Here is an 18,474-nt window from a genome sequence, read left to right as displayed (position 1 = left end):
GAGGGTCCCATCATCATGAGCGAGGCACAGCAGGAGGCGCGGGTGCGTGTGCACGACCTGCGTGAGCGGTGGCGAGCTACGAGTCTGGCGTCGGTTTGGATCCGGCCGAACGACTGGGAGCACCCCGCCGCTGAGGCGCTAGCAGAGGCACTGGCCGAGGGCCGGGGCGTAATCGCCCCCGCCGAACGGCTGGGTGCGGCGCGCGCCGGAGTAGGAGCCGGGATCACCGAGGCGCTGGACGACGTCGCCTGCCTCTACGCCGCCTTCGGGCGCCCCACCGACGTCGGCGCGCTGCGGGCCGCCGCCATCGGCTGGGTCGGCGAGCGCGAGCGCGTGCCCTACCAGATCGCCACGCACGACCCGTCGACCGGCCTGCCCACGGGCGAGTACCTGGGCGAGCGGCTCCGCGAGACCTACGGCACCGCGCAGCGGACCAGCACCACGGCCGGGGACACCCACTGCCTGCTGGTGCTCGACGTAGGCCTGGACAGCCTCGACACGTGGCAGCGGCTCGCCCGCTCCGCCGCGATCGGCCGCACCCTGCACCAGGTGTTCGGCGAGGGCCACCCGATGGCCGCCGTCGGCGACGGCACGTTCGTGGTGCTCTGCGAGCGGGGCCCGACGACGGCGGAGCTCGGCCAGTCGCTGCGCCGCGTCGTCGAGCGCAACGCCGAGGTGCTGGGTCTTGCCACCGAGGTGCGCCGGCCCACGCGGGTCTGGGTCGAGCGCCTGCCCGGGACGCACGCGGACGCGCTGCTCCTGCTGGACCACCTGGCGCGCTGAGCGCCGCCACACACTCCGGGCGAGCGAGCCGGGCGCGACGTCGCGCCCGGCTCGCTCCGCTCAGCTCTCCTCGAAGGTGAGGCAGTCGGCGTGGGCCGGGTCCTCGGGGCCGGGGCCCACGCGGATCGACGGGGCGTTGCACTCCAGGTTGTCGTTGTGCGTGCACTCCCCGCGCTGGCAGGCACCCACGTGCGCGATCACCTTCTCCAGGCCGCCCTTGGTGCTGAGCGGGATGAACGTGGCGCAGGCGGCGTCGCCCGTGTGCCCGCCGATCGTGACGGCGCCCGCGTGGCAGCCGTGCTCGTGGTTGTAGCCGCAGCCGTCGACCGAGCACTCGACGACCTCGGGCATCTCCATCAGCGTGCTCATGGCAACTCTCCTCGCTCCGTGCGTCACTCCTGCGGAATGCGTCGATCGTATTCCTGAATGACAGATCGCACAGAGTTGAGGAATGCCTTACCTACATTCCGGCGACATTCACGATTAACGAAAGAATTGCGTCACTGAAATGCCGCGCGGGGCCACCGGCGTGGCTACTCCTCGCGGCGCGGGGCAGGGCGCCAGAGCACCACGGCTCCCCCGCCGCCGGCGCGGTGCTCCAGGTCCACGCGCATGGCGGCACTGCGGACGCGCTGGCCGCGCTGCACCACCACGACGTCGCCCGCGGCAGGCCCGGCCGCGAACACCCGGCCCTCCTCCTGGACGCGCATGAGCAGGTCACCGAGGCGTTCCTCGAGCACGGAGACGTGCGCCTCCAGGTCGAGGATGCGCTTGATCCCGGCGAGATTGATGCCCTCGCCCTGGGCGAGGCGCTGCACCTGGAGCAGGCGCGCCACGTCGCGGCGTGAGTAGCGGCGGCCGCGGCCGCGGGTGCGCCGCGGGACCACCAGTCCGAGGCGATCGTACTGGCGCAGCGTCTGCGGGTGCATGCCCGCGAGCTCCGCGGCCTTGGACACGGTGAGCACGGGCGTGTCGTCGTCGACCATGTGCTCCTCCGAAGTCTCTTTTGTGCGTTTGCGTGCGGGCAGGTTACCGAACGCGGTGCGGTGGGGCATATGCCTCACCGCACCGGCGTCATTCTGCGGCCCGTGCGGCCAGGCCTGCGCGCACGTCCTCGCCGTCGTTCTCGGCGGCGAAGGTCTCGAGCGCCTGCTTGGCCTTCCTGCTGAGCTTCTGCGGCACGGCCACCTGCACGGTGACGAGCAGGTCTCCGGTCGCCTTGGCCCCCTGAACACCGCGGCCCTTCACGCGCAGCGCCCGGCCCGACGGCGTCCCCGCCGGCACCTTGAGCCGCACCGTGGCGCCGTCCAGCGTGGGCACCTCCAGCGTGGTGCCGAGCGCGGCCTCCGCGAACGTGACGGGCACTGTCATGCGCAGGTCCACGCCGTCCAGGGTCCACACCGGGTGCGGCGTGACGTGCACGGTGACCACGAGGTCACCCGCCGGGCCGCCGGCGACCCCCGGGCGGCCCTTGCCACGCAGGCGGATCTTCTTGCCGTCGTTGATCCCCGCGGGGATGCGTGCGGTGATGGTGCGGCCGTTGACCTCGAGCTCGGCCGTGGTGCCCTCCACGGCTGCCCGGAACGGCAGCGTGACCTGGGCGACGACGTCCGCGCCCGCGGTCGGCGCGGCGTAGCCGGTCGTGCCCTGGCCGTAGGCCGTGCGGCCCCCGCCGAACATCGAGCCGAGGATGTCCTCGAAGCCCGCGCCGCCGTTGCCGCCCTGGGTGTAGCGGACACGCGGCCCGCTCCGGCCGCCACCCTGGGCGCCGCCGAACATGGCGCCCATGATGTCCTCGAACCCGCCGGCACCGGCACCGCCGGCCCCCGCCGAGAAGCGGGCACCGCCCGCCATGGCGCGCACGGCGTCGTACTGGCGGCGCTGCTCCGGGTCGGAGAGCACCGCGTAGGCCTCGCCGATCTCCTTGAACTTGGACTCCGCCGCCGCGTTCCCCTGGTTCTGGTCGGGGTGGTACTGGCGCGCGAGCTTGCGGTAGGCCTTCTTCACGGCCGCGTCGTCGGCGTCCTTGGACACGCCCAGCACGGCGTAGAAGTCCTTCTCCATCCAGTCCTGACCGGTCATGGCACCTCACTTCGCGTCGATACCGGTGGCCGAGCTCGCCGAGACCTGGGTCCCGGCAAGCTCGACCACCGGGGACTACTACTCCGGTCCGACGACGCCCACGCGTGCCGCCCGGACCACCTTGTCGCCGATCTTGTACCCGGGCTCGACCACGAGGTTCACCGTGGCAGCCGTCGCGTCCGCGTCGGTCGAGTGCATGAGCGCCTCGTGCAGGTTGGGGTCGAACTCCTCCCCCACCTTGCCGAACCGCTCGACGCCGAACTTCTGCAGGCTCTGGTCGAGCTTCTCGGCGATCGCGGCCATCGGGCCGGTCAGCTCGCCGTGCTGCTTGGCGCGCTCGACGTCGTCGAGCACGGGCAGCAGCGCCGCCAGCACGTCCTGCACGCCCCGGTCGCGCGCGGCGTCCTGGTCGCGCAGCGCCCGGTTGCGGTAGTTCGTGAAGCTGGCCCGCTCGCGCTGCAGCGCGTCCAGGTGCTCCGCCGCCTCCGCCTTGGCCTTCAGCACCTCGGACGCCTCTGCGGCATCACCCGAGGGCTCGAAGTCCAGGCCGGCCAGCGGGTCGCCCGACGCGTCCCCCTGGGCGGGGGTCGCGGCGGAGTCGTCCGCGGCGTCGTCCGCCGGAGCGGGCTCGGCCGGGCGGGCCTCGTCGCCGGAGGCGTTCACCTTGCGCTTGTCCGTGAACTGGAAGGGGTGCTCCCCCGAGCCCTCGGGCTCGGGGGGTCCCTGCTGGTGCTCGTCCGTCACTTGCGCTCGTCCTCGTCGTCCACGATCTCGGCGTCGACGACGTCCTCGTCCTTGGCGGACTGGGCGTTCGCCGGCTGCGGGTTGCCGTCGGCACCCTGGGCCGCGGGCTGCTCGGCCGCGTACAGCGCCTCGCCGATCTTCTGCGACGACGCGCCGAGCTTCTCGTACGAGCTCTTCACGGCGTCGGCGTCCTCGCCCTCCAGCGCGGACTTCACGGCGGCGATGTCGGCCTCGACCTCGGTGACGACCTCCGCCGGGAGCTTGTCGCGGTTGTCCGCGATCTGCTTCTCCATGGAGTACGCGAAGGCCTCGGCCTGGTTGCGGGTGTCCGCCTCCTCGCGCCGCTTCTTGTCCTCCTCGGCGTGCGTCTCGGCGTCCTTGACCATGCGGTCGATGTCGTCCTTGGGGAGCGCGGAGCCGCCCGTGATCTTCATCGACTGCTCCATGCCCGTACCGCGGTCCTTGGCGGACACGTGCACGATGCCGTTCGCGTCGATGTCGAAGGTGACCTCGATCTGCGGCACGCCACGCGGCGCCGGCGCGATGCCGGTGAGCTCGAAGACGCCTAGCGGCTTGTTGTCGCGCGTGAACTCGCGCTCGCCCTGGAACACCTGGATCGCCACGGACGGCTGGTTGTCGTCGGCCGTGGAGAAGACCTCGCTGCGCTTGGTCGGGATCGCGGTGTTGCGCTCGATGAGCTTGGTCATCACGCCACCCTTGGTCTCGATACCGAGGGACAGCGGGGTGACGTCGATCAGCAGCACGTCCTTGCGGTCACCGGAGATGACACCGGCCTGCAGCACGGCGCCGACGGCGACGACCTCGTCCGGGTTCACGCCCTTGTTGGGCTCGCGGCCACCGGTGAGCTCCTTGACGACCTCGGTCACGGCGGGCATGCGGGTGGAACCACCCACGAGCACCACGTGGTCGATGTCGGACACCGAGATGCCGGCGTCACGGATCACGGCGTGGAACGGCGCCTTGGTGCGGTCGATGAGGTCCTGCGTCATCTGCTGGAACTGAGCGCGCGTGAGCTTCTCGTCCAGGTGGATGGGGCCGTTCTCGCTCATCGACAGGTACTGCATCGAGATGTTGGTGCTCGTCGCGGACGAGAGCTCCTTCTTGGCCTGCTCGGCGGCCTCGCGGAGGCGCTGCAGGGCGATCTTGTCCTTCGACAGGTCGACGCCCGAGGAGTTCTTCACCTGCTTGATCAGGTGCTCCACGACGCGCTGGTCCCAGTCGTCACCACCGAGGCGGTTGTCACCGGAGGTGGCGCGCACCTGGATGGTCGAGAAGTCGTCCTCGTCCTTGCCCACCTCGAGCAGGGAGACGTCGAACGTACCGCCACCGAGGTCGAAGACGAGGATGAGCTCGTCCTCCTTGCCCTTCTCCAGGCCGTAGGCGAGCGCGGCCGCGGTGGGCTCGTTGACGATGCGCTTGACGTCGAGGCCGGCGATCTGGCCGGCGTCCTTGGTCGCCTGGCGCTCGGCGTCGTTGAAGTACGCCGGGACCGTGATGACGGCCTCGGTGACGGGCTCGCCCAGGTACTCCTCGGCGTCGCGCTTGAGCTTGCCCAGGATGCGGGCCGAGATCTCCTGCGCGGTGTACTTCTTGTCGTCGATGTCGACGGTCCAGTCCGTGCCCATGTGGCGCTTGACCGAGGAGATGGTGCGGTCCACGTTGGTGACGGCCTGCCGCTTGGCGACCTCACCGACCAGGACCTCGCCGGTCTTGGAGAACGCAACCACCGAGGGGGTGGTCCGCGAGCCCTCCGCGTTGGCGATGACGGTGGGCTCCCCACCCTCGAGGACCGCCACCACCGAGTTCGTCGTTCCGAGGTCGATACCTACTGCGCGTGCCATGTCTGCTGCCTTCCTACGACAGATTGAGTCTGCTGCACTCAACTTAAGCCGGAGCTCGCGAGGAAGCAAGCTGACGCTCGTAAAGTTGAGCCTACTTCACTCAACTATGGCGAGGGCGAAATAGTTCCCGGCGGGATTATCGTGACGCCATGCCCTTCGAGACCCTCCTGACGGACGACGTCACGCTGCGCGAGCTCAGCAAGGACGACGCCGACGCGCTCGCCGACGCCTACGTCCGCAACCGCGAGCACCTCGCACCCTGGGAGCCCGAGCGGCCCGCGGAGTTCTACACCGCGGACTGGCACCGGGAGCGGCTGTGGACGCAGGTCCTGGACAACTCGACCGGCCGCGCGCTGCACACCGTGCTGGAGTCGGACGGGCGGATCGTGGGCCGGCTGAACCTCACCGACGTCGTCCACGGGGCCTTCGAGAACGGGCACCTCGGCTACTGGCTGGACGCCGGCTACACCGGGCGCGGCCTGATGACCCGGGCCGTCGAGGCGATGGTGGCCCACTCCCGGGACGAGCTCGGCCTGCACCGGCTCCAGGCGGCGACGCTGCCGCACAACACGGCGTCGCAGGCCGTGCTGACCCAGGTCGGGTTCGAGCGGATCGGGTTCGCGCCCAGCTACCTCAAGATCGCCGGCGAGTGGCAGGACCACGTCGTGTTCCAGCTCATCCTGCACGGCTGACCCGGGCTGTTTCACCCCTGTCAACAGGCGCGACGCCCTGACCTGCGGTACACAAGGGTGCACGGCCGAGGCCACAGGGGGTGGGGCATCGGACGAGTACCCCGCGGGCCAGCCCGCGGGTGCCTGATGCCCGGGACTCCCGGGCCCCGACCGGGGGAGACCACCATGGCAAGCATCCACGGGAGCTCGTTGTCGATCGCGCTCCTGACAGCGCTGCTCGATCCCGAAGAAGACGGCCTCAGATCACCTCACGTCCAGGACCTGCTGCAGGAGGCGCTCGAGACGCGCGAGGACGCACGCGACGTGATCGTCGCGCTGCTCGCGTCGTCCGGGTCGATGCTGCGGCAGATCAGCTACCACAACGAGCAGGAGCCGCTGGAGTCCCTGCAGAAGGTGGCCCTGGGCTTCCAGCGCAAGGTGGTTCAGCTCCCCAGCTGAGTCAGCCCTCGGCGGCCCGGGCCGCCACCTGCTCGGCATCCCGGAGCACCCGCAGCACGTTGCCGCTGGTGAGCTTGCCGAGGTCGGCGTCCGACCAGCCCCTGTCGGCCAGCGCCGCCAGCAGCCGGGGATAGCCCGTCACGTCCTCCAGCCCCTCGGGCAGGTTCGGCGTGCCGTCGTAGTCCCCGCCGAGGCCCACGTGGTCGACGCCGGCGACCTCGCGCACGTGCTCGACGTGCGCGACGACCTCCGCCAGCGTGCTGCGCGGCTGCGGGTGGTCGGCGCGCCAGCGTGCCATGAACGGCTCGAACGCGACGACGTCGGTGTTCCTGATGCCCTCTGCCGCGGCCGCACGTGCGCCCTCCGCCCGCCACTCCGCGACGGCCGGCGACACGAACTGCGGCACGAACGTCACCATGCAGACGCCGCCGTTGGCCGCGAGGGCGCCGAGGACGTCGTCGGGCACGTTGCGCGGGACGTCGCAGACGGCGCGGGCGCTGGAGTGGCTGAAGATCACCGGGGCCGACGTGACCCGCAGTGCGTGCCGCATGGTGCCCGCCGAGGTGTGCGACAGGTCCACCAGCATGCCGATGCGGTTCATCTCCCGCACCACGTCCTCGCCGAACGGCGAGAGGCCGCCGAGCACCTCCTCGTCGGTGGCGGAGTCCGCCCACGGCACGTTGTCGTTGTGCGTGAGGGTCATGTAGCGCACGCCGAGCGCGTGGAGCATGCGCAGCACGCCCAGGGACTCGTCGATCGAGTGGCCGCCCTCGGCGCCCATCAGGCTCGCGATGCGGCCCTCGCTCCACGCCTGCTCGACGTCGGCGGCGGTCCGGGCGAGCCGCAGGCTGTCCGGGTACTTCTCGACCATGCGGTGCACGCAGTCGATCTGCTCGAGCGTGGCGGTCACGGCCGCGCCCACCGCGAGGTCGGACGGCACGAAGACGGACCAGAACTGGGCGCCGACCCCGCCCTCGCGCAGGCGCGGCAGGTCGGTGTGGGTGGTGGTGAGCCGCTGCGCGATGTCGACCGCGTCCAGGTCGTAGGACGACTGCATGCGCAGCTCCCACGGGAGGTCGTTGTGCCCGTCCCAGACGGGGTGCTTCTGGAGGAGCGCGGTGATGCGGTCTGCGGTCGTCATGCGGGCGACGCTACCGCGCCTCTCGGACGCGCCTGAGCCGGAGACGAACCTCGTGGACCGTGAGCGGCTCCCCCGCTCGGCGCACCAGCCGGGCGGTCCGGTCGTCCACGAAGTCCAGGTCGGTCGACTCGGTGAGGACCGTCGTGTACCCGGCCCGCGCCTCGTCCACCTGCCGTGCCGCGGCGGCGCTGTCCAGGAACCCGCCCGTGGCGATGCAGGCGACGGCGACCGCGGCGGGCGCGAGCGCCCAGACCCAGAGCATCGGTTCCACGAACAGCACGGCGAGGACGACGACCGCGGCAACGATCCCGGTCAGCGTGCAGGCGAGGGAGCGGTTGGACAGCACGACCTCGGACGGTCCGGGGAGCAGCTCACGCCTGATGTCGGGGTGCCAAGCATCGGACAAGGTGCCTCCAGGTCGCCGGACGCCAGAGTACCCAGTACCGGGAAACGTGTCAGACGTGCAGATCACCGGGGTGACCTGCACGTCTGAGACGTCCCGGGGACGGTCAGTCGATCCGCTGCCACGCGCAGCCGGCGGTCGCGAATCCGTACGCGTGGCCGGAGCCGTCCAGGCGGATGGTCGTGGGCTCCGTCACCACGCCGCTGCTCACCACGGAGGGTTCCCCGTAGAAGCCCTCGGAGAGGGTGTACGTGCACGGCTCGCCGGCGACGACCGGGCCGGTCGTGGAGTACGTGCCGTACTCGAGGTGGTCGCCGAGGACGTAGACGCCGTGGGCGGCCGTCGAGTAGCTGGTCCTGACCATCCCTGGGTAGTACTTGACCCAGACGCCGCAGAGGTGGTTCGTCCACACGGAGTGGTCGATGGGAAGAACCGTGAACAGGCGCTGGCCCGATCCCTCGTCCCGGGCGAGCTCGGTCCCGTCGCTTCGCTGGCGCACCCACACGCACGGCCCGGAGCCCGCCTGCGCGATGTAGGTCGTCGGGACCACGCCGTTCGGCTCCTCCCCCACGGAGAGGGGCCTGCCGAGATCGTCGGCCTGCCACCGCACGGCCGACGCCAGCACCTCGACGGTAGCCGCGCTGCGCCGCGCCGCGGTACCCCAGCCCGCCCGGTAGGTGCGCACGATCACGGTGATCTTCTTCTGGTAGTCGCTGCCCGTCAGCGTGTACTTCGACGTCGTGGCCCCGGAGATCGGCCGCCCGTCGGAGTACCACTGGAAGGAGAACGACGACGGCGTGGGCGACCAGGTGCCGCGCGTCGCCGTGAGCGTGGAGCCCACCCGCTTGGTGCCGAAGATCACCGGGTTCGGGGACATCGAGTACGCGCCCCCGACCCGCACGCCCGCGGACGGCGGGACCAACCGCCCCAGGTACCCGGGCTTCGTCAGGTACATCCGGACCGAGATGAGGTGACCTCTCCACTCGGGCCTGACGGTCAGCGTGGTCCGCGTCGCGCCCCGGATGCGCTCCCCGTCGAGCCACCACCGGTACTCGACGGAGTCGGGCGCGGGCACGGCCGACGGGCGGAAGACGGTCAGCGTGGCACCGGGCGTCGCGACGCCGAGGATCCTCGGGGGCGCCTGGGCGAACCTCCCCCATTCGACGGCGTCCGTGGCCCCGCTGGTCCGGCTCACCGAGGTGTAGCCCTCCCGGGAGCCCTCGAGCCGGACGGTGAGTCGCTTGGCGCGCTCCGCCGCGGTCGGTCTGAAGTCGAACTCGGTCGCGCCGCTGATCGGCTCGCCGTCCGCGAACCACTGGTAGGTGAAGGTGGTGCCGGAGGTCCACGTTCCCGCGCGCGCCCTGAGCGTCTCGCCCACCCGGACCAGTTCGCTGATGTTCGGGTCGATCGTCGGGGTGGACGACTCCAGGGGGTCGTCGGTCGCGGCGACCGCGACCACGGGCGTCACGAGGAGCGTCAGAGCGGCGGCCGAGGCCAGGGCTCTGGAGAGGCGTCGCATGAGTGGGTGCATGGCTACTCCCGGGGCTGGAGCGCCCAGGATGCCCAGGCGCGCTGGGCCTGCACCTGGCAGGACTTTGTCAAGAACGTAGCCCTCCCAGCCGGTCGCGGCGCCGCAAGTCCGAGGAGATCACCCGGTGCGGCCGGGCGCGCAGGGTCTCCCCCGCACGCCCGGCACCCGGGTGACGGCTCAGTTGATCCGCTGCCACTCGCAGCCGACGGTCTCGAAGCCGGTCGCGGAGTCCGGCGTCGTGATGGTCGTGGCCTCCGGCACCACGCCGCGGCTGATCACCGAGGAGGCCCTGCCGTGGAAGTCCTTGTAGAAGAAGTACCTGCACGGGATGTCGGCGTCGGCCGGGCCCGAGGTGGAGTACTCCCCGCGCCCGAGATGGTCGCCGAGGACGTAGACGCCGTTCACGGCGGTCGAGTCGCTCGGCCTGACCATGCCGGGGTGGTACTTGATCCAGAGCCCGCAGCTCTCGCTCGCCATGACGTTGGTGGCGTTGGGCAGCAGGGTGAGCAGGCGCTGTCCCGATCCGGCACTGGAACCGAGCTGTCCGCCGAACTGGTTCTGCTGCCAGAAGCACTCGGCCGAGCCCGCCTGGGCGATGTAGGTCGTCCTCGGCAGCCCGTCCGGCCCCACCGAGATGGGTTGTCCCTCGCCCTCGCCTCGCCACCGCACGGCCGACGCCAGCACCTCGGCGGTCGCCGCGCTGCGCCGCACCGTGGTGCCCCAGCCTGCCCGGTAGGCGCGCACGGACACGGTGATCTTCTTCTGGTAGTCGCTGCCCGTCAGCGTGTACTTGAAGGTCGTGGCCCCGGAGATCGGCCGGCCGTCCGCGTACCACTGGAACGAGAACGTCGTCGGCGTGGGCGACCAGGTGCCCCGCGTCGCCGTGAGCGTGGACCCCACCCGCTTGGTACCGGAGATCACCGGGTTCGGGGACTTCGTGTAGGCACCCCCGACCCTCGAACCCGCGGACGTGACGGTCGTGTCCTTGTACGCGGACGCCTTCACGATCACGCGGACCGTGATGACCTGGCCCTTCCAGGCGGACTGCACGGTCAGCGTGCTCTTGGTCGCGTCCCGGATGGGCTGCCCGTCGAGCATCCACTGGTAGTAGACCCAGTTCGCCGCGGGCACGGATGGAGGCCGGGAGGCCGTCAGCGTGGCACCCGGCGTCGCGCGGCCGAGGATCACCGGATCGGGCTGAGAGATGAGCCCCGATGTGACGGTGGGGATTCCGTCACCCTCGCTGGTTGCGAGCGTCGGGAGGTAGCCTCGCCGGAACGCGTTGAGCTGAACGGTGATCTGCATACCGAGCTGATCCCTGGTCGGCGTGAAGGTGGGCCCGTTGGCGCCCTCGATCTCCCCGCTGCTCGCCAGCCACTGGTAGGTGAAGGTGGTGCCGGGCGTCCATGAGCCCGCGTGCGCGCGGAGCGTCGAGCCCACGCGATGGGTGCCGCTGATCGTCGGGGTCGACCATTCCAGGAGGCCTTCGGAGATCTCGCGCGTCTCCGCGCTCGTCACGGTGGTGGGGATGCGGCCGTCGGCCGTGCCCGTGACGGTCACCGTGAGACGCGTGTCGGCGTCCGCGGCGGTCGGCGTGTAGGTCGTCTCCGTGGCGCCGGAGATCGCCCTGCCGTCCCTGCGCCACTGGTAGCCGAACGAGGCGGCGGGCGTCCAGGCGGGGGTGGTCACGGTCAGGGGCACGCCCACCCGGTAGTCGTCGCCCGAGACGACAGGTGCGGGCGTGGCCTCGAACTCCTCCTCGTCCTGGGTCAGCCGGTACGCGGCCAGGACGTCGAGCCTGCCCTCGCCCCAGACGTTGTTGTCGTCGGCCGTGCCGCCGCAGCTCGTGTCGTCCTCGTCGTGGGCGGAGGCGTCGAGGATCGCCCGGGTCGCCGGCACGTCGCCGACGAGCTCGGGGACGGCGTCCCAGAGCAGCGCGACCGCGCCCGCGACGTGCGGTGCCGCCATCGACGTGCCGTTCAGGTACGCCGTGCCGGTCCGGGTGGTCGACAGCACGTGGACGCCGGGCGCCGCGATGTCGGGCTTGACGGTGCCGCTCTGGCCGGGGCCCCGCGACGAGAAGGGCGCGATCGCGCCCTCCATGTCGAACGCGCCGACGCCGTAGTTGACCAGCCGCGAGGCCGGGCTGCCCGCCGAGGAGCAGCCCGCCTTACCGGCGTTGCCGTTGGAGAAGGTCGAGAAGATGCCCGCCGCCTCCCAGGCGGTGATGAGGTTCTCCATGAAGGGGTCCGTCGAGAACTCGGCACCCCAGGAGTTGTTGACCACGTGCGGCCGGCGGGCCGGGTCGGGCGTGGGCTCCGAGGAGGCCTGGTCGTAGGGCGCGAGGAGCCACTGGCCGGCCGCGACCAGGTTCTCGTCGGACAGGTCGTCCCCGACCCCTGCGGCGATCCACTGCGCGCCCGGCGCGACGCCGACCGCCCGCTCCACGTCCTCACGGACGACCGTGCCGCCCACCATGGTGCCCATGGTGTGGGTGCCGTGGCTCACCGCGTTGGTGTCGTGCGGGTAGATCAGGCCGTCGGCGGAGAAGTAGTTGTAGGCGTTCGGGTTGCTCGCCCCGGCGCCGCGGTACTGCTCCGACAGGGCGCTGTGCGGGGCGACGCCCGAGTCCAGGTTGGCGACGACGACGCCGTCGCCCGTGAAGCCCTGCGCCCACATGTCGTCCGCGTTGATGGCGCCGACGCCCCACGTCGTCAGGGTGTCCGCCGCTGCTTCGACGTCCACCTCGTCGGCGACCTCGACGGGCTCCGGGGCGCTGTACCGCACCGTGGGGCGGACCTCGACGACGTCCTTGTCCGCCGCGAGCTCGACCGCCTGGTCGAGCGTCCCGTCCTCGACGAGGATCGCGTTGGCGGCCCAGTACGAGGTGTACTCCGCACCCGCCTTCTCCAGCTCAGCGATCGTGCCCGCCTGGGACTTCTCGGCCGCCGCCGTGAGCGCGTCGTAGACGTACCGGCCGCGCTCGGACCAGACGGTGATCCCGTCGGCCGGCTCCAGGTCCGGCTGCTCGCCGAACCGGAGCCAGAAGTCGGTGGTGCCGCGCGCCGCGAAGGTCTTCTCCGCGGCGCGGCTGATCTTGTCCGCCGGGTCCGCCGGATCCGCCGAATCCCCCGAATCCCCCGAATCCGTAACGGGGACGACGTCGGCGGTGCCGTCGAGGGGCGTCGCGACGACGGTGCCTCGCACCTCTCCGCCGGGCTCCGGCGCGGCGATCGCCGCCGGGGGAACCAGGAGCGCCAGGGCGGTGGCCGAGGCGAGCGTTCCGGACAGATAGCGGATGCGTCGCTGCATGGGTTCTCCAGACTGAGGCGCCCGGGGTGCCGGGCGTGCCGGACGTGCTGGGCCTGCGCTCGGCAGGATTTATGCCGAGAACGTACGCTCCGGCACGGTCAAAGTCCCCGTAACTCCCAAGAAATCACCCAGGCAGGTCTCAGCCTCCGCGACACCGAAGGCCTGGGAACCGCGCCGAGACAGGCTCCGCGCGGCTCCCAGGCCCCTGGGCGATCTTCCGGTCAGTTGATCCGCTGCCACGCGCAACCGGCGGTCGCGAAGCCGTACGCGGTATCGGGCAACGTGATGGTCGTGGGCTCCGTCACCTCGCCGCTGCTGATCACCCCGGACTCGCCGTAGAAGCCCTCGTACAAGGCGTACGTGCATGGCGTGCCCGCGTCGGCCGGACCGGTGGTGGAGTAGTCGCCGCGGTTGAGATGGTCGCCGAGGACGTAGTTGCCGTCAGTAGCAGTCGAGTCGCTCGCCTTGACCATCCCCGAGTAGTACTTGATCCAGATGCCGCAGGCCTCGTTCGTCCAGACGGCGTGGTCGGTGGGCAGGATCGTGAACATGCGCTGGCCCGATCCGGTGTCGCGGCCGAGCTCGGTCCCGGCAGAGCCCTGGCGTCCCCAGGTGCACTCGCCGGTACCCGCCTGCGCGATGTAGGTCGTCGCGACCACGCCGCGCTCGTCCGCCCCCACGTAGAACGACTCGTCCTTCCCGTCGTCCTTCCACCGCACGGCCGACGCCAGCACCTCGGCGGTCGCCGCGCTGCGCCGCAGCACCGTGCCGTAGCCCGCCCGGTAGGTGCGCGCGGTAACGGTGATCTCCTTCTTGTAGTCGGTGCCCCTCAGCGTGTACTTCGACGCCGTGGCCCCGGCGATCGCCCGGCCGTCGGCGTACCACTGGAAGGAGAACGAGGACGGCGAGGGCGACCAGGTGCCGCGCGTGACCGTGAGCGTGGAACCCACACGCTTGGTGCCGGAGATCACCGGGGTCGGGGACTTCGTGTACGCGGCTCCGACCCGTGCAGCCGGCGACGTGAGCGTCGCGTCAAGGTACCCGGGCTCCTTCACGGTCGTGCTGACCGTGATCTCGTGGCCCTTCCACTCGGACCTCATCGTCAGCGTGCTCCGCGTCGCGCCCCGGATGGACTCCCCGTCGAGCCTCCACCGGTAGGTGACGGAGTCGGGCGTGGGCACGGCCGGCGGCCGGGAGGCGGTCAGCGTGGCACCAGGTGTAGCGCTGCCGACGATCGCCGGCCGCGGCTGGGAGATGTGCCCGCGGGAGACGAAGCTCGTGCGCCCGCTGGTCCGGCTCACCGGGGCGTAGCCCTCCCGGGAGCCGTCGAGCCGGACGGTGAGCCGCTTGGCGTGTTGCGCGACGGTCGGGGTGAAGGCGAACCCGGTAGCGCCGCTGATCGGCTCGCCGTCCGCGAACCACTGGTAGGTGAAGGTGGTGCCGGAGGTCCACGCGCCTGCGTGCGCCTTGGCCGTCTTGCCGACCTGGACGGCGCCGACGATCGTCGGGGTCGATGCCTCCAGCGGGGGATCGTCGACGACCGCGGGCATCTCCGCTCTCGTCACGCTGGTCGGGACGCGACCGCCGGCGTTCCCGTCGAGGACCGGCGCGGCGACGGCGACCGCGGGCGTCGCGAGGAGCGTCAGAGCGGTGGCCGAGGCCAGGGTCCTGGAGAGACGTCGTATGAGCGGGTGCATGGTTACTCCTTCTCGGGGACGTTCGGGGTGGTGCGCTCGCTGGGCCTGCGTTCGGCAGGACTCCTTTCGAGAACGTAGACCCCCTCACCGCTCGACGCCCCCGAAAGTCCGGGGAGTTCACCCGGTGACAGGTCCGGGAGCCGCCCCGAGACAGGCTCGGCGCGACTCCCGGATCCCCCGGTCTATCCCCAGGTCAGCCGATGCGCTTCCAGGAGCAGCCGTCCGTCTCGAACCCGGTGGCGGACGACGGCATCGTGATGGTGTGCGCCGACGACACCTCGCCCTGGCTGATCACCGCGTCCAGGCCCGAGAAGCCCTTGGAGAAGGTGTAGCGGCACGAGGTCTCGGCGTCCGTCGGCCCCGTCGTGGAGTAGACACCGCGCTCGAGGTGGTCGCCGATGACGTACATGCCGTTCGCAGCCGTCGAGGTACCCGTCTTGGCCATGCCGGCGTAGTACTTGATCCAGATGCCGCAGCTCTCGCTCGACCACACGCTGTCGTCGGTGCCCACCACCCGGAACAGGCGCTGACCCGATCCGAGGTTGTGGCCGATCACCTTGGTGGTGGACTGCCGCCCCCATTCGCAGTAGGCCGAGCCCGCCTGCGCGATGTAGGTCGTCGGAGCCACGCCGCCCGTACCCACCGGCAGTGCCCACTCGTCGTCGCCGACCCACCGCACGCCCGACGCGAGCACCTCGCCGGTCGCCGCGCTGCGCCGCAGCACGGTGCCGTACCCCGCACGGTAGGTGCGCGCGGACACGGTGATCTTCTTCCCGTAGTCGCTGCCCGTGAGCGTGTACTTCGACGCCGTGGCCCCCGAGATCGGCTGCCCGTTGGCGTACCACTGGTAGGAGAACGACGACGGCGTGGGCGACCAGGTGCCACGCGTCGCCGTGAGCGTCGAGCCCACCCGCTGCGTGCCGGAGATCACCGGGTTCGGGGACTTCGAGTACTTCCCGCCGACCCGCACGCTCGGAGTCGTGACGGCCTTGGTCGTGTACCCGGACTGGCTCACGGTCACGCCGACCGTGATGAGGTGGCCCTTCCACTCCGACCGCATGGTCAGCGTGCTCCGCGTCGCGCCCCGGATGGCCGTGCCGTCGAGCCGCCACCGGTAGGTGACCGTGCTCGGCGCGGGCGTGGACTGGGGCCGGGAGACGCTGAGCGTGGCACCCGGCGTCGCCGGACCCACGATCACGGGTGCGGACTGTGAGATCACGCCCGTGGCGACGGCGGCGGTGGCCGCGCTGGTGCGGGTCGCCGCGGTGTAGCCCGCCCGGGAGCCGTTGAGCCGGACCGTGAGCTTCTTGCCCCGCTGGGACGCCGTCGGCGTGAAGGAGAACCCGGTGGCGCCGCTGATCGCCGCGCCGTCCGCGTACCACTGGTACGTGAAGCGGGCGCCCGACGTCCACGAGCCCGCGAGCGCCCGGAGCGTGGAGCCCACGCGGACGGTGCCGTCGATGGTCGGGGTCGTCGCCGCCAGGGCGCCGCCGGTGATCGCGGGCGTCCTGGCGCTGGTCGTGGAGGTGGGCGTGCGGCCGGCGGCGGTGCCGACGACCGTGACCGACAGCTCGGCCCCGAGATCCGCGTCGTCCGGGGTGTAGGTCGGCTTGGTCGCTCCCGCGATCATGTCGTCGTCCCGGCGCCACTGGTAGGTGAAGGCCGCGGCAGGGCTCCAGGGAGCGACCGTGGCGGTCAGCGGCTTGCCCACCTGGAAGTCGCCCGAGATGCTCGGCACGGTCGTGGTCTCGAACTGCTGGTCCTGCGCCAGCTCGTAGGCCGCGAGGACGTCGAGCTTGCCCTCGCCCCACACGTTGTTGTCGTCGGCGGTGCCGCCGCAGGTCGTGTCGTTCACGTCCCGCGCCGTCCCGTCCAGGATGGCGCGGGTCGCCGGCACGTTGCCGACCAGTGCCGGGACGGCGTCCCACAGCAGCGCGACGGCGCCCGCTACGTGCGGGGCGGCCATGGAGGTGCCGTTCAGGTAGGCCGAGCTCGGCGACGTATAGGTCGACAGGACGTTGGCCCCCGGCGCGGCGATGTCCGGCTTGACCGTCCCGCTCTGGCCGGGGCCGCGTGCGGAGAACTCCGCGATGGAGCCGTTCTGGCTGAAGGCGCCGACGGAGTAGTTGACGGTCCGCGAGCCCGGGCTGCCGGACGACTGGCAGCCGGCCTCGCCGGCGTTCCCGTTGGCGAAGGTCGCGAAGATGCCCGCGGCCTCCCACGCCGTCATGACGTCCTCCATGAACGGGTCCGTCGAGAAGTCCGCGCCCCAGGAGTTGTTGACCACGTGCGGCCGCATGGCCGGGTCGGGGGCCGGGTCGGTCCAGCCCTGGCGGTACGGGGCCAGGATCCACTGGCCGGAGGCGATCAGGTCCTCGTCCTGCCACCCGTCGCCACCGCCCGCGGCGGCGATCCACTCGGCGCCAGGGGCGACGCCGACGGCGTGGTCCACGCTGCCGACGCGCACCGTGCCGCCGACCATGGTGCCCATCGTGTGGGTGCCGTGCCCGTCGACGTCGTGCGGGTAGAGGCCGCCGTCGACCGAGAAGTAGCTGTACGCGTCGAGCTCGCTGGAGCCCTGGCCGCGGTACTGCCCGGCCAGCGCGGCGTTGTCACCGTCGACACCGGTGTCGATGTTGGACACCACGATGCCCTCGCCCGTGAAGCCCTGGTTCCACATGTCGTCCGCGTTGATCGCGCTGATGCCCCAGGTCGGGGTGCCCGCCGCCGACGGCGTGACGTCCGCGGCGTCGACCACCTCGACCGGCTCGGGCGCCTCGTAGTGCGCCGTCGGCCGGATCTCCAGGACCTCGTTGTCGGCGGCCAGGTCCGTGGCCAGGCCGAGCGAGGCGTCCTCGACGAGGATCGCGTTCGTGGCCCAGTAGGAGGTGTACTCCGTGCCCGACTTCTCGAGCTCCGCCACGGCGTCCTTCTGGGCGGCCTCCGCCGTCGCGCGGAGCGTCTCGTACACGTACTCGCCGCGCTCGGACCAGCTCGTGATGCCCTGGGCCGCGGACAGGTCGGGGGTGTCGGCGAACCGCAGCCAGAAGGTCGTGTCGCCGGGAGCGGCGAACGCCTTGCGGGCGGCGGGCGTGAACTTGTCCGCCGGGTCGGCGGGGACGATCCTGGGCGCCCGCTGCGCGGCGTCCGGCAGGGGCCGTACGGCGACGCTGCCGGTGCCCTCCGGGTCGGGGTCGGGAGCGGCGAACGCCGTTCCGGGTACTGCCAGCAGTGCCAGCACGGTGGCCGAGGCCAGGGTCCTGGTGCGTGCTCGGGTGCGACGAGGCATGTGCTCTCCGGGCTGAGGCGCCCGGGGTACCGGGGCGCGCGGGACCTGCGCAGGGCAGGGATGTGTCGCGAAAGTACCGTTATCGCGGTGCAAAAACCGGAAGAATCCCAGATCTCACCCGGGTGATTCTCAGCCTTCGCGCCGCCCCCGCAGCCGGTCGATCTCGCGCCGCTCGCGCTTGGTCGGCCGCCCGGTGCCGCGGTCGCGCAGGCCGACCGCCTCCCGCTCCACGCGTGTGGGCAGCGCGGGGCTGTGGTCCAGGTAGGCCTTGGCCGCGATCGGCGCGCCGACGCGCTTGGGCAGCAGCTCGACCACCTCGACGATCCGGTCCCGGAGCGGGTCGCGCCAGGTCACGCGGTCACCCACCGCCACGGACGACGACGGCTTGGCCACCTTGTCGTTGATCCGTACCCGGCCGCTGCGGCACAGCTCGGCGGCGACCGAACGGCTCTTGGTCAGCCGGACCGCCCACAGCCAGACGTCGATGCGCATCGGCCCAT

At 71.5% G+C, this 18,474-nt stretch carries 15 protein-coding genes; 3 read left to right on the top strand and 12 right to left on the bottom strand.

Going from position 1 to position 18,474, the window contains the following annotated elements; all coding sequences use genetic code 11:
* Nucleotides 1–15: 15 nt before the first annotated feature.
* The gene (locus H291_RS0125140) at nt 16–783 is read left to right on the top strand and encodes a hypothetical protein (RefSeq protein WP_020017796.1); all 768 of its coding nucleotides are present in this window, start codon (nt 16–18) and stop codon (nt 781–783) included.
* Between the two features lie 60 nt (nt 784–843).
* Here H291_RS0125140 and H291_RS0125135 read toward each other — a convergent pair whose 3' ends face one another.
* The 5 genes from H291_RS0125135 to dnaK form a co-directional block, all read right to left on the bottom strand.
* Entirely contained in the window at nt 844–1,152 is a 309-nt protein-coding gene (locus tag H291_RS0125135) for a DUF1540 domain-containing protein (RefSeq protein WP_020017795.1), read from the bottom strand.
* Between the two features lie 164 nt (nt 1,153–1,316).
* Nucleotides 1,317–1,769: a heat shock protein transcriptional repressor HspR gene (locus tag H291_RS0125130; RefSeq protein ID WP_020017794.1), complete on the bottom strand. Its 453-nt coding sequence runs from the start codon at nt 1,767–1,769 to the stop codon at nt 1,317–1,319.
* An 88-nt stretch (nt 1,770–1,857) separates the two neighbouring features.
* Complete coding sequence (locus tag H291_RS0125125) at nt 1,858–2,865, bottom strand: DnaJ C-terminal domain-containing protein (RefSeq protein WP_020017793.1); 1,008 nt, start codon at nt 2,863–2,865, stop codon at nt 1,858–1,860.
* 78 nt (nt 2,866–2,943) lie between these two features.
* Nucleotides 2,944–3,609, bottom strand: coding sequence for a nucleotide exchange factor GrpE (gene grpE, locus H291_RS0125120; protein WP_020017792.1), 666 nt, complete (start codon nt 3,607–3,609; stop codon nt 2,944–2,946).
* A complete protein-coding gene (dnaK, locus tag H291_RS0125115) occupies nt 3,606–5,471 on the bottom strand; it encodes a molecular chaperone DnaK (protein WP_026366118.1) in 1,866 nt (621 codons plus the stop codon). Before dnaK ends, grpE begins: the two co-directional genes overlap by 4 nt.
* 149 nt (nt 5,472–5,620) lie before the next feature.
* Between dnaK and H291_RS0125110 the strand changes: the two genes are divergently transcribed.
* Complete coding sequence (locus H291_RS0125110; protein WP_020017790.1) at nt 5,621–6,163, top strand: GNAT family N-acetyltransferase; 543 nt, start codon at nt 5,621–5,623, stop codon at nt 6,161–6,163.
* Nucleotides 6,164–6,328: 165 nt separating this feature from the next.
* Nucleotides 6,329–6,601 carry a hypothetical protein gene (locus tag H291_RS0125105; protein WP_026366117.1) on the top strand — a complete coding sequence of 91 codons (273 nt, stop codon included), beginning with the start codon at nt 6,329–6,331 and terminating at the stop codon, nt 6,599–6,601.
* Between the two features lies 1 nt (nt 6,602).
* On the opposite strand, the gene H291_RS0125100 is transcribed toward H291_RS0125105, so the two are convergent.
* The 7 genes from H291_RS0125100 to H291_RS0125070 all read right to left on the bottom strand — a co-directional run bounded on the left by H291_RS0125100 (nt 6,603) and on the right by H291_RS0125070 (nt 18,466).
* Entirely contained in the window at nt 6,603–7,742 is a 1,140-nt protein-coding gene (locus H291_RS0125100; protein WP_020017788.1) for a dipeptidase, read from the bottom strand.
* A 10-nt stretch (nt 7,743–7,752) separates the two neighbouring features.
* Nucleotides 7,753–8,148 (bottom strand): hypothetical protein, encoded by a 396-nt coding sequence (locus tag H291_RS0125095; protein ID WP_157237340.1) that lies wholly within the window; start codon nt 8,146–8,148, stop codon nt 7,753–7,755.
* 103 nt (nt 8,149–8,251) lie between these two features.
* Nucleotides 8,252–9,664 carry a hypothetical protein gene (locus H291_RS33000; protein ID WP_020017786.1) on the bottom strand — a complete coding sequence of 471 codons (1,413 nt, stop codon included), beginning with the start codon at nt 9,662–9,664 and terminating at the stop codon, nt 8,252–8,254.
* Nucleotides 9,665–9,853: 189 nt separating this feature from the next.
* Nucleotides 9,854–12,988 carry a S8 family serine peptidase gene (locus H291_RS32995; protein WP_026366116.1) on the bottom strand — a complete coding sequence of 1,045 codons (3,135 nt, stop codon included), beginning with the start codon at nt 12,986–12,988 and terminating at the stop codon, nt 9,854–9,856.
* 221 nt (nt 12,989–13,209) lie between these two features.
* Nucleotides 13,210–14,685: a hypothetical protein gene (locus H291_RS0125080; RefSeq protein ID WP_020017785.1), complete on the bottom strand. Its 1,476-nt coding sequence runs from the start codon at nt 14,683–14,685 to the stop codon at nt 13,210–13,212.
* Between the two features lie 193 nt (nt 14,686–14,878).
* Nucleotides 14,879–17,974 carry a S8 family serine peptidase gene (locus H291_RS32990; RefSeq protein WP_157237338.1) on the bottom strand — a complete coding sequence of 1,032 codons (3,096 nt, stop codon included), beginning with the start codon at nt 17,972–17,974 and terminating at the stop codon, nt 14,879–14,881.
* Between the two features lie 129 nt (nt 17,975–18,103).
* Nucleotides 18,104–18,466, bottom strand: a complete 363-nt coding sequence (locus H291_RS0125070) for an RNA-binding S4 domain-containing protein (RefSeq protein WP_020017784.1) — start codon at nt 18,464–18,466, stop codon at nt 18,104–18,106.
* Nucleotides 18,467–18,474 lie beyond the last annotated feature (8 nt).

Origin of the sequence: Promicromonospora sukumoe 327MFSha3.1 (assembly GCF_000385135.1) — a bacterium.
In the GTDB taxonomy this organism is placed as follows: domain Bacteria; phylum Actinomycetota; class Actinomycetes; order Actinomycetales; family Cellulomonadaceae; genus Promicromonospora; species Promicromonospora sukumoe_B.
This window is presented reverse-complemented; position numbering and strand designations above follow the sequence as displayed.

Coding starts and splice junctions, on each gene's coding strand:
- H291_RS0125140 (WP_020017796.1), top strand. CDS start 16: ATGAGCGAGGCACAGCAGGAGGCGCGGGTGCGTGTGCACGACCTGCGT.
- H291_RS0125135 (WP_020017795.1), bottom strand. CDS start 1,152: ATGAGCACGCTGATGGAGATGCCCGAGGTCGTCGAGTGCTCGGTCGAC.
- H291_RS0125130 (WP_020017794.1), bottom strand. CDS start 1,769: ATGGTCGACGACGACACGCCCGTGCTCACCGTGTCCAAGGCCGCGGAG.
- H291_RS0125125 (WP_020017793.1), bottom strand. CDS start 2,865: ATGACCGGTCAGGACTGGATGGAGAAGGACTTCTACGCCGTGCTGGGC.
- dnaK (WP_026366118.1), bottom strand. CDS start 5,471: ATGGCACGCGCAGTAGGTATCGACCTCGGAACGACGAACTCGGTGGTG.
- H291_RS0125110 (WP_020017790.1), top strand. CDS start 5,621: ATGCCCTTCGAGACCCTCCTGACGGACGACGTCACGCTGCGCGAGCTC.
- H291_RS0125105 (WP_026366117.1), top strand. CDS start 6,329: ATGGCAAGCATCCACGGGAGCTCGTTGTCGATCGCGCTCCTGACAGCG.
- H291_RS0125100 (WP_020017788.1), bottom strand. CDS start 7,742: ATGACGACCGCAGACCGCATCACCGCGCTCCTCCAGAAGCACCCCGTC.
- H291_RS33000 (WP_020017786.1), bottom strand. CDS start 9,664: ATGCGACGCCTCTCCAGAGCCCTGGCCTCGGCCGCCGCTCTGACGCTC.
- H291_RS32995 (WP_026366116.1), bottom strand. CDS start 12,988: ATGCAGCGACGCATCCGCTATCTGTCCGGAACGCTCGCCTCGGCCACC.
- H291_RS0125080 (WP_020017785.1), bottom strand. CDS start 14,685: ATGCACCCGCTCATACGACGTCTCTCCAGGACCCTGGCCTCGGCCACC.
- H291_RS32990 (WP_157237338.1), bottom strand. CDS start 17,974: ATGCCTCGTCGCACCCGAGCACGCACCAGGACCCTGGCCTCGGCCACC.
- H291_RS0125070 (WP_020017784.1), bottom strand. CDS start 18,466: ATGCGCATCGACGTCTGGCTGTGGGCGGTCCGGCTGACCAAGAGCCGT.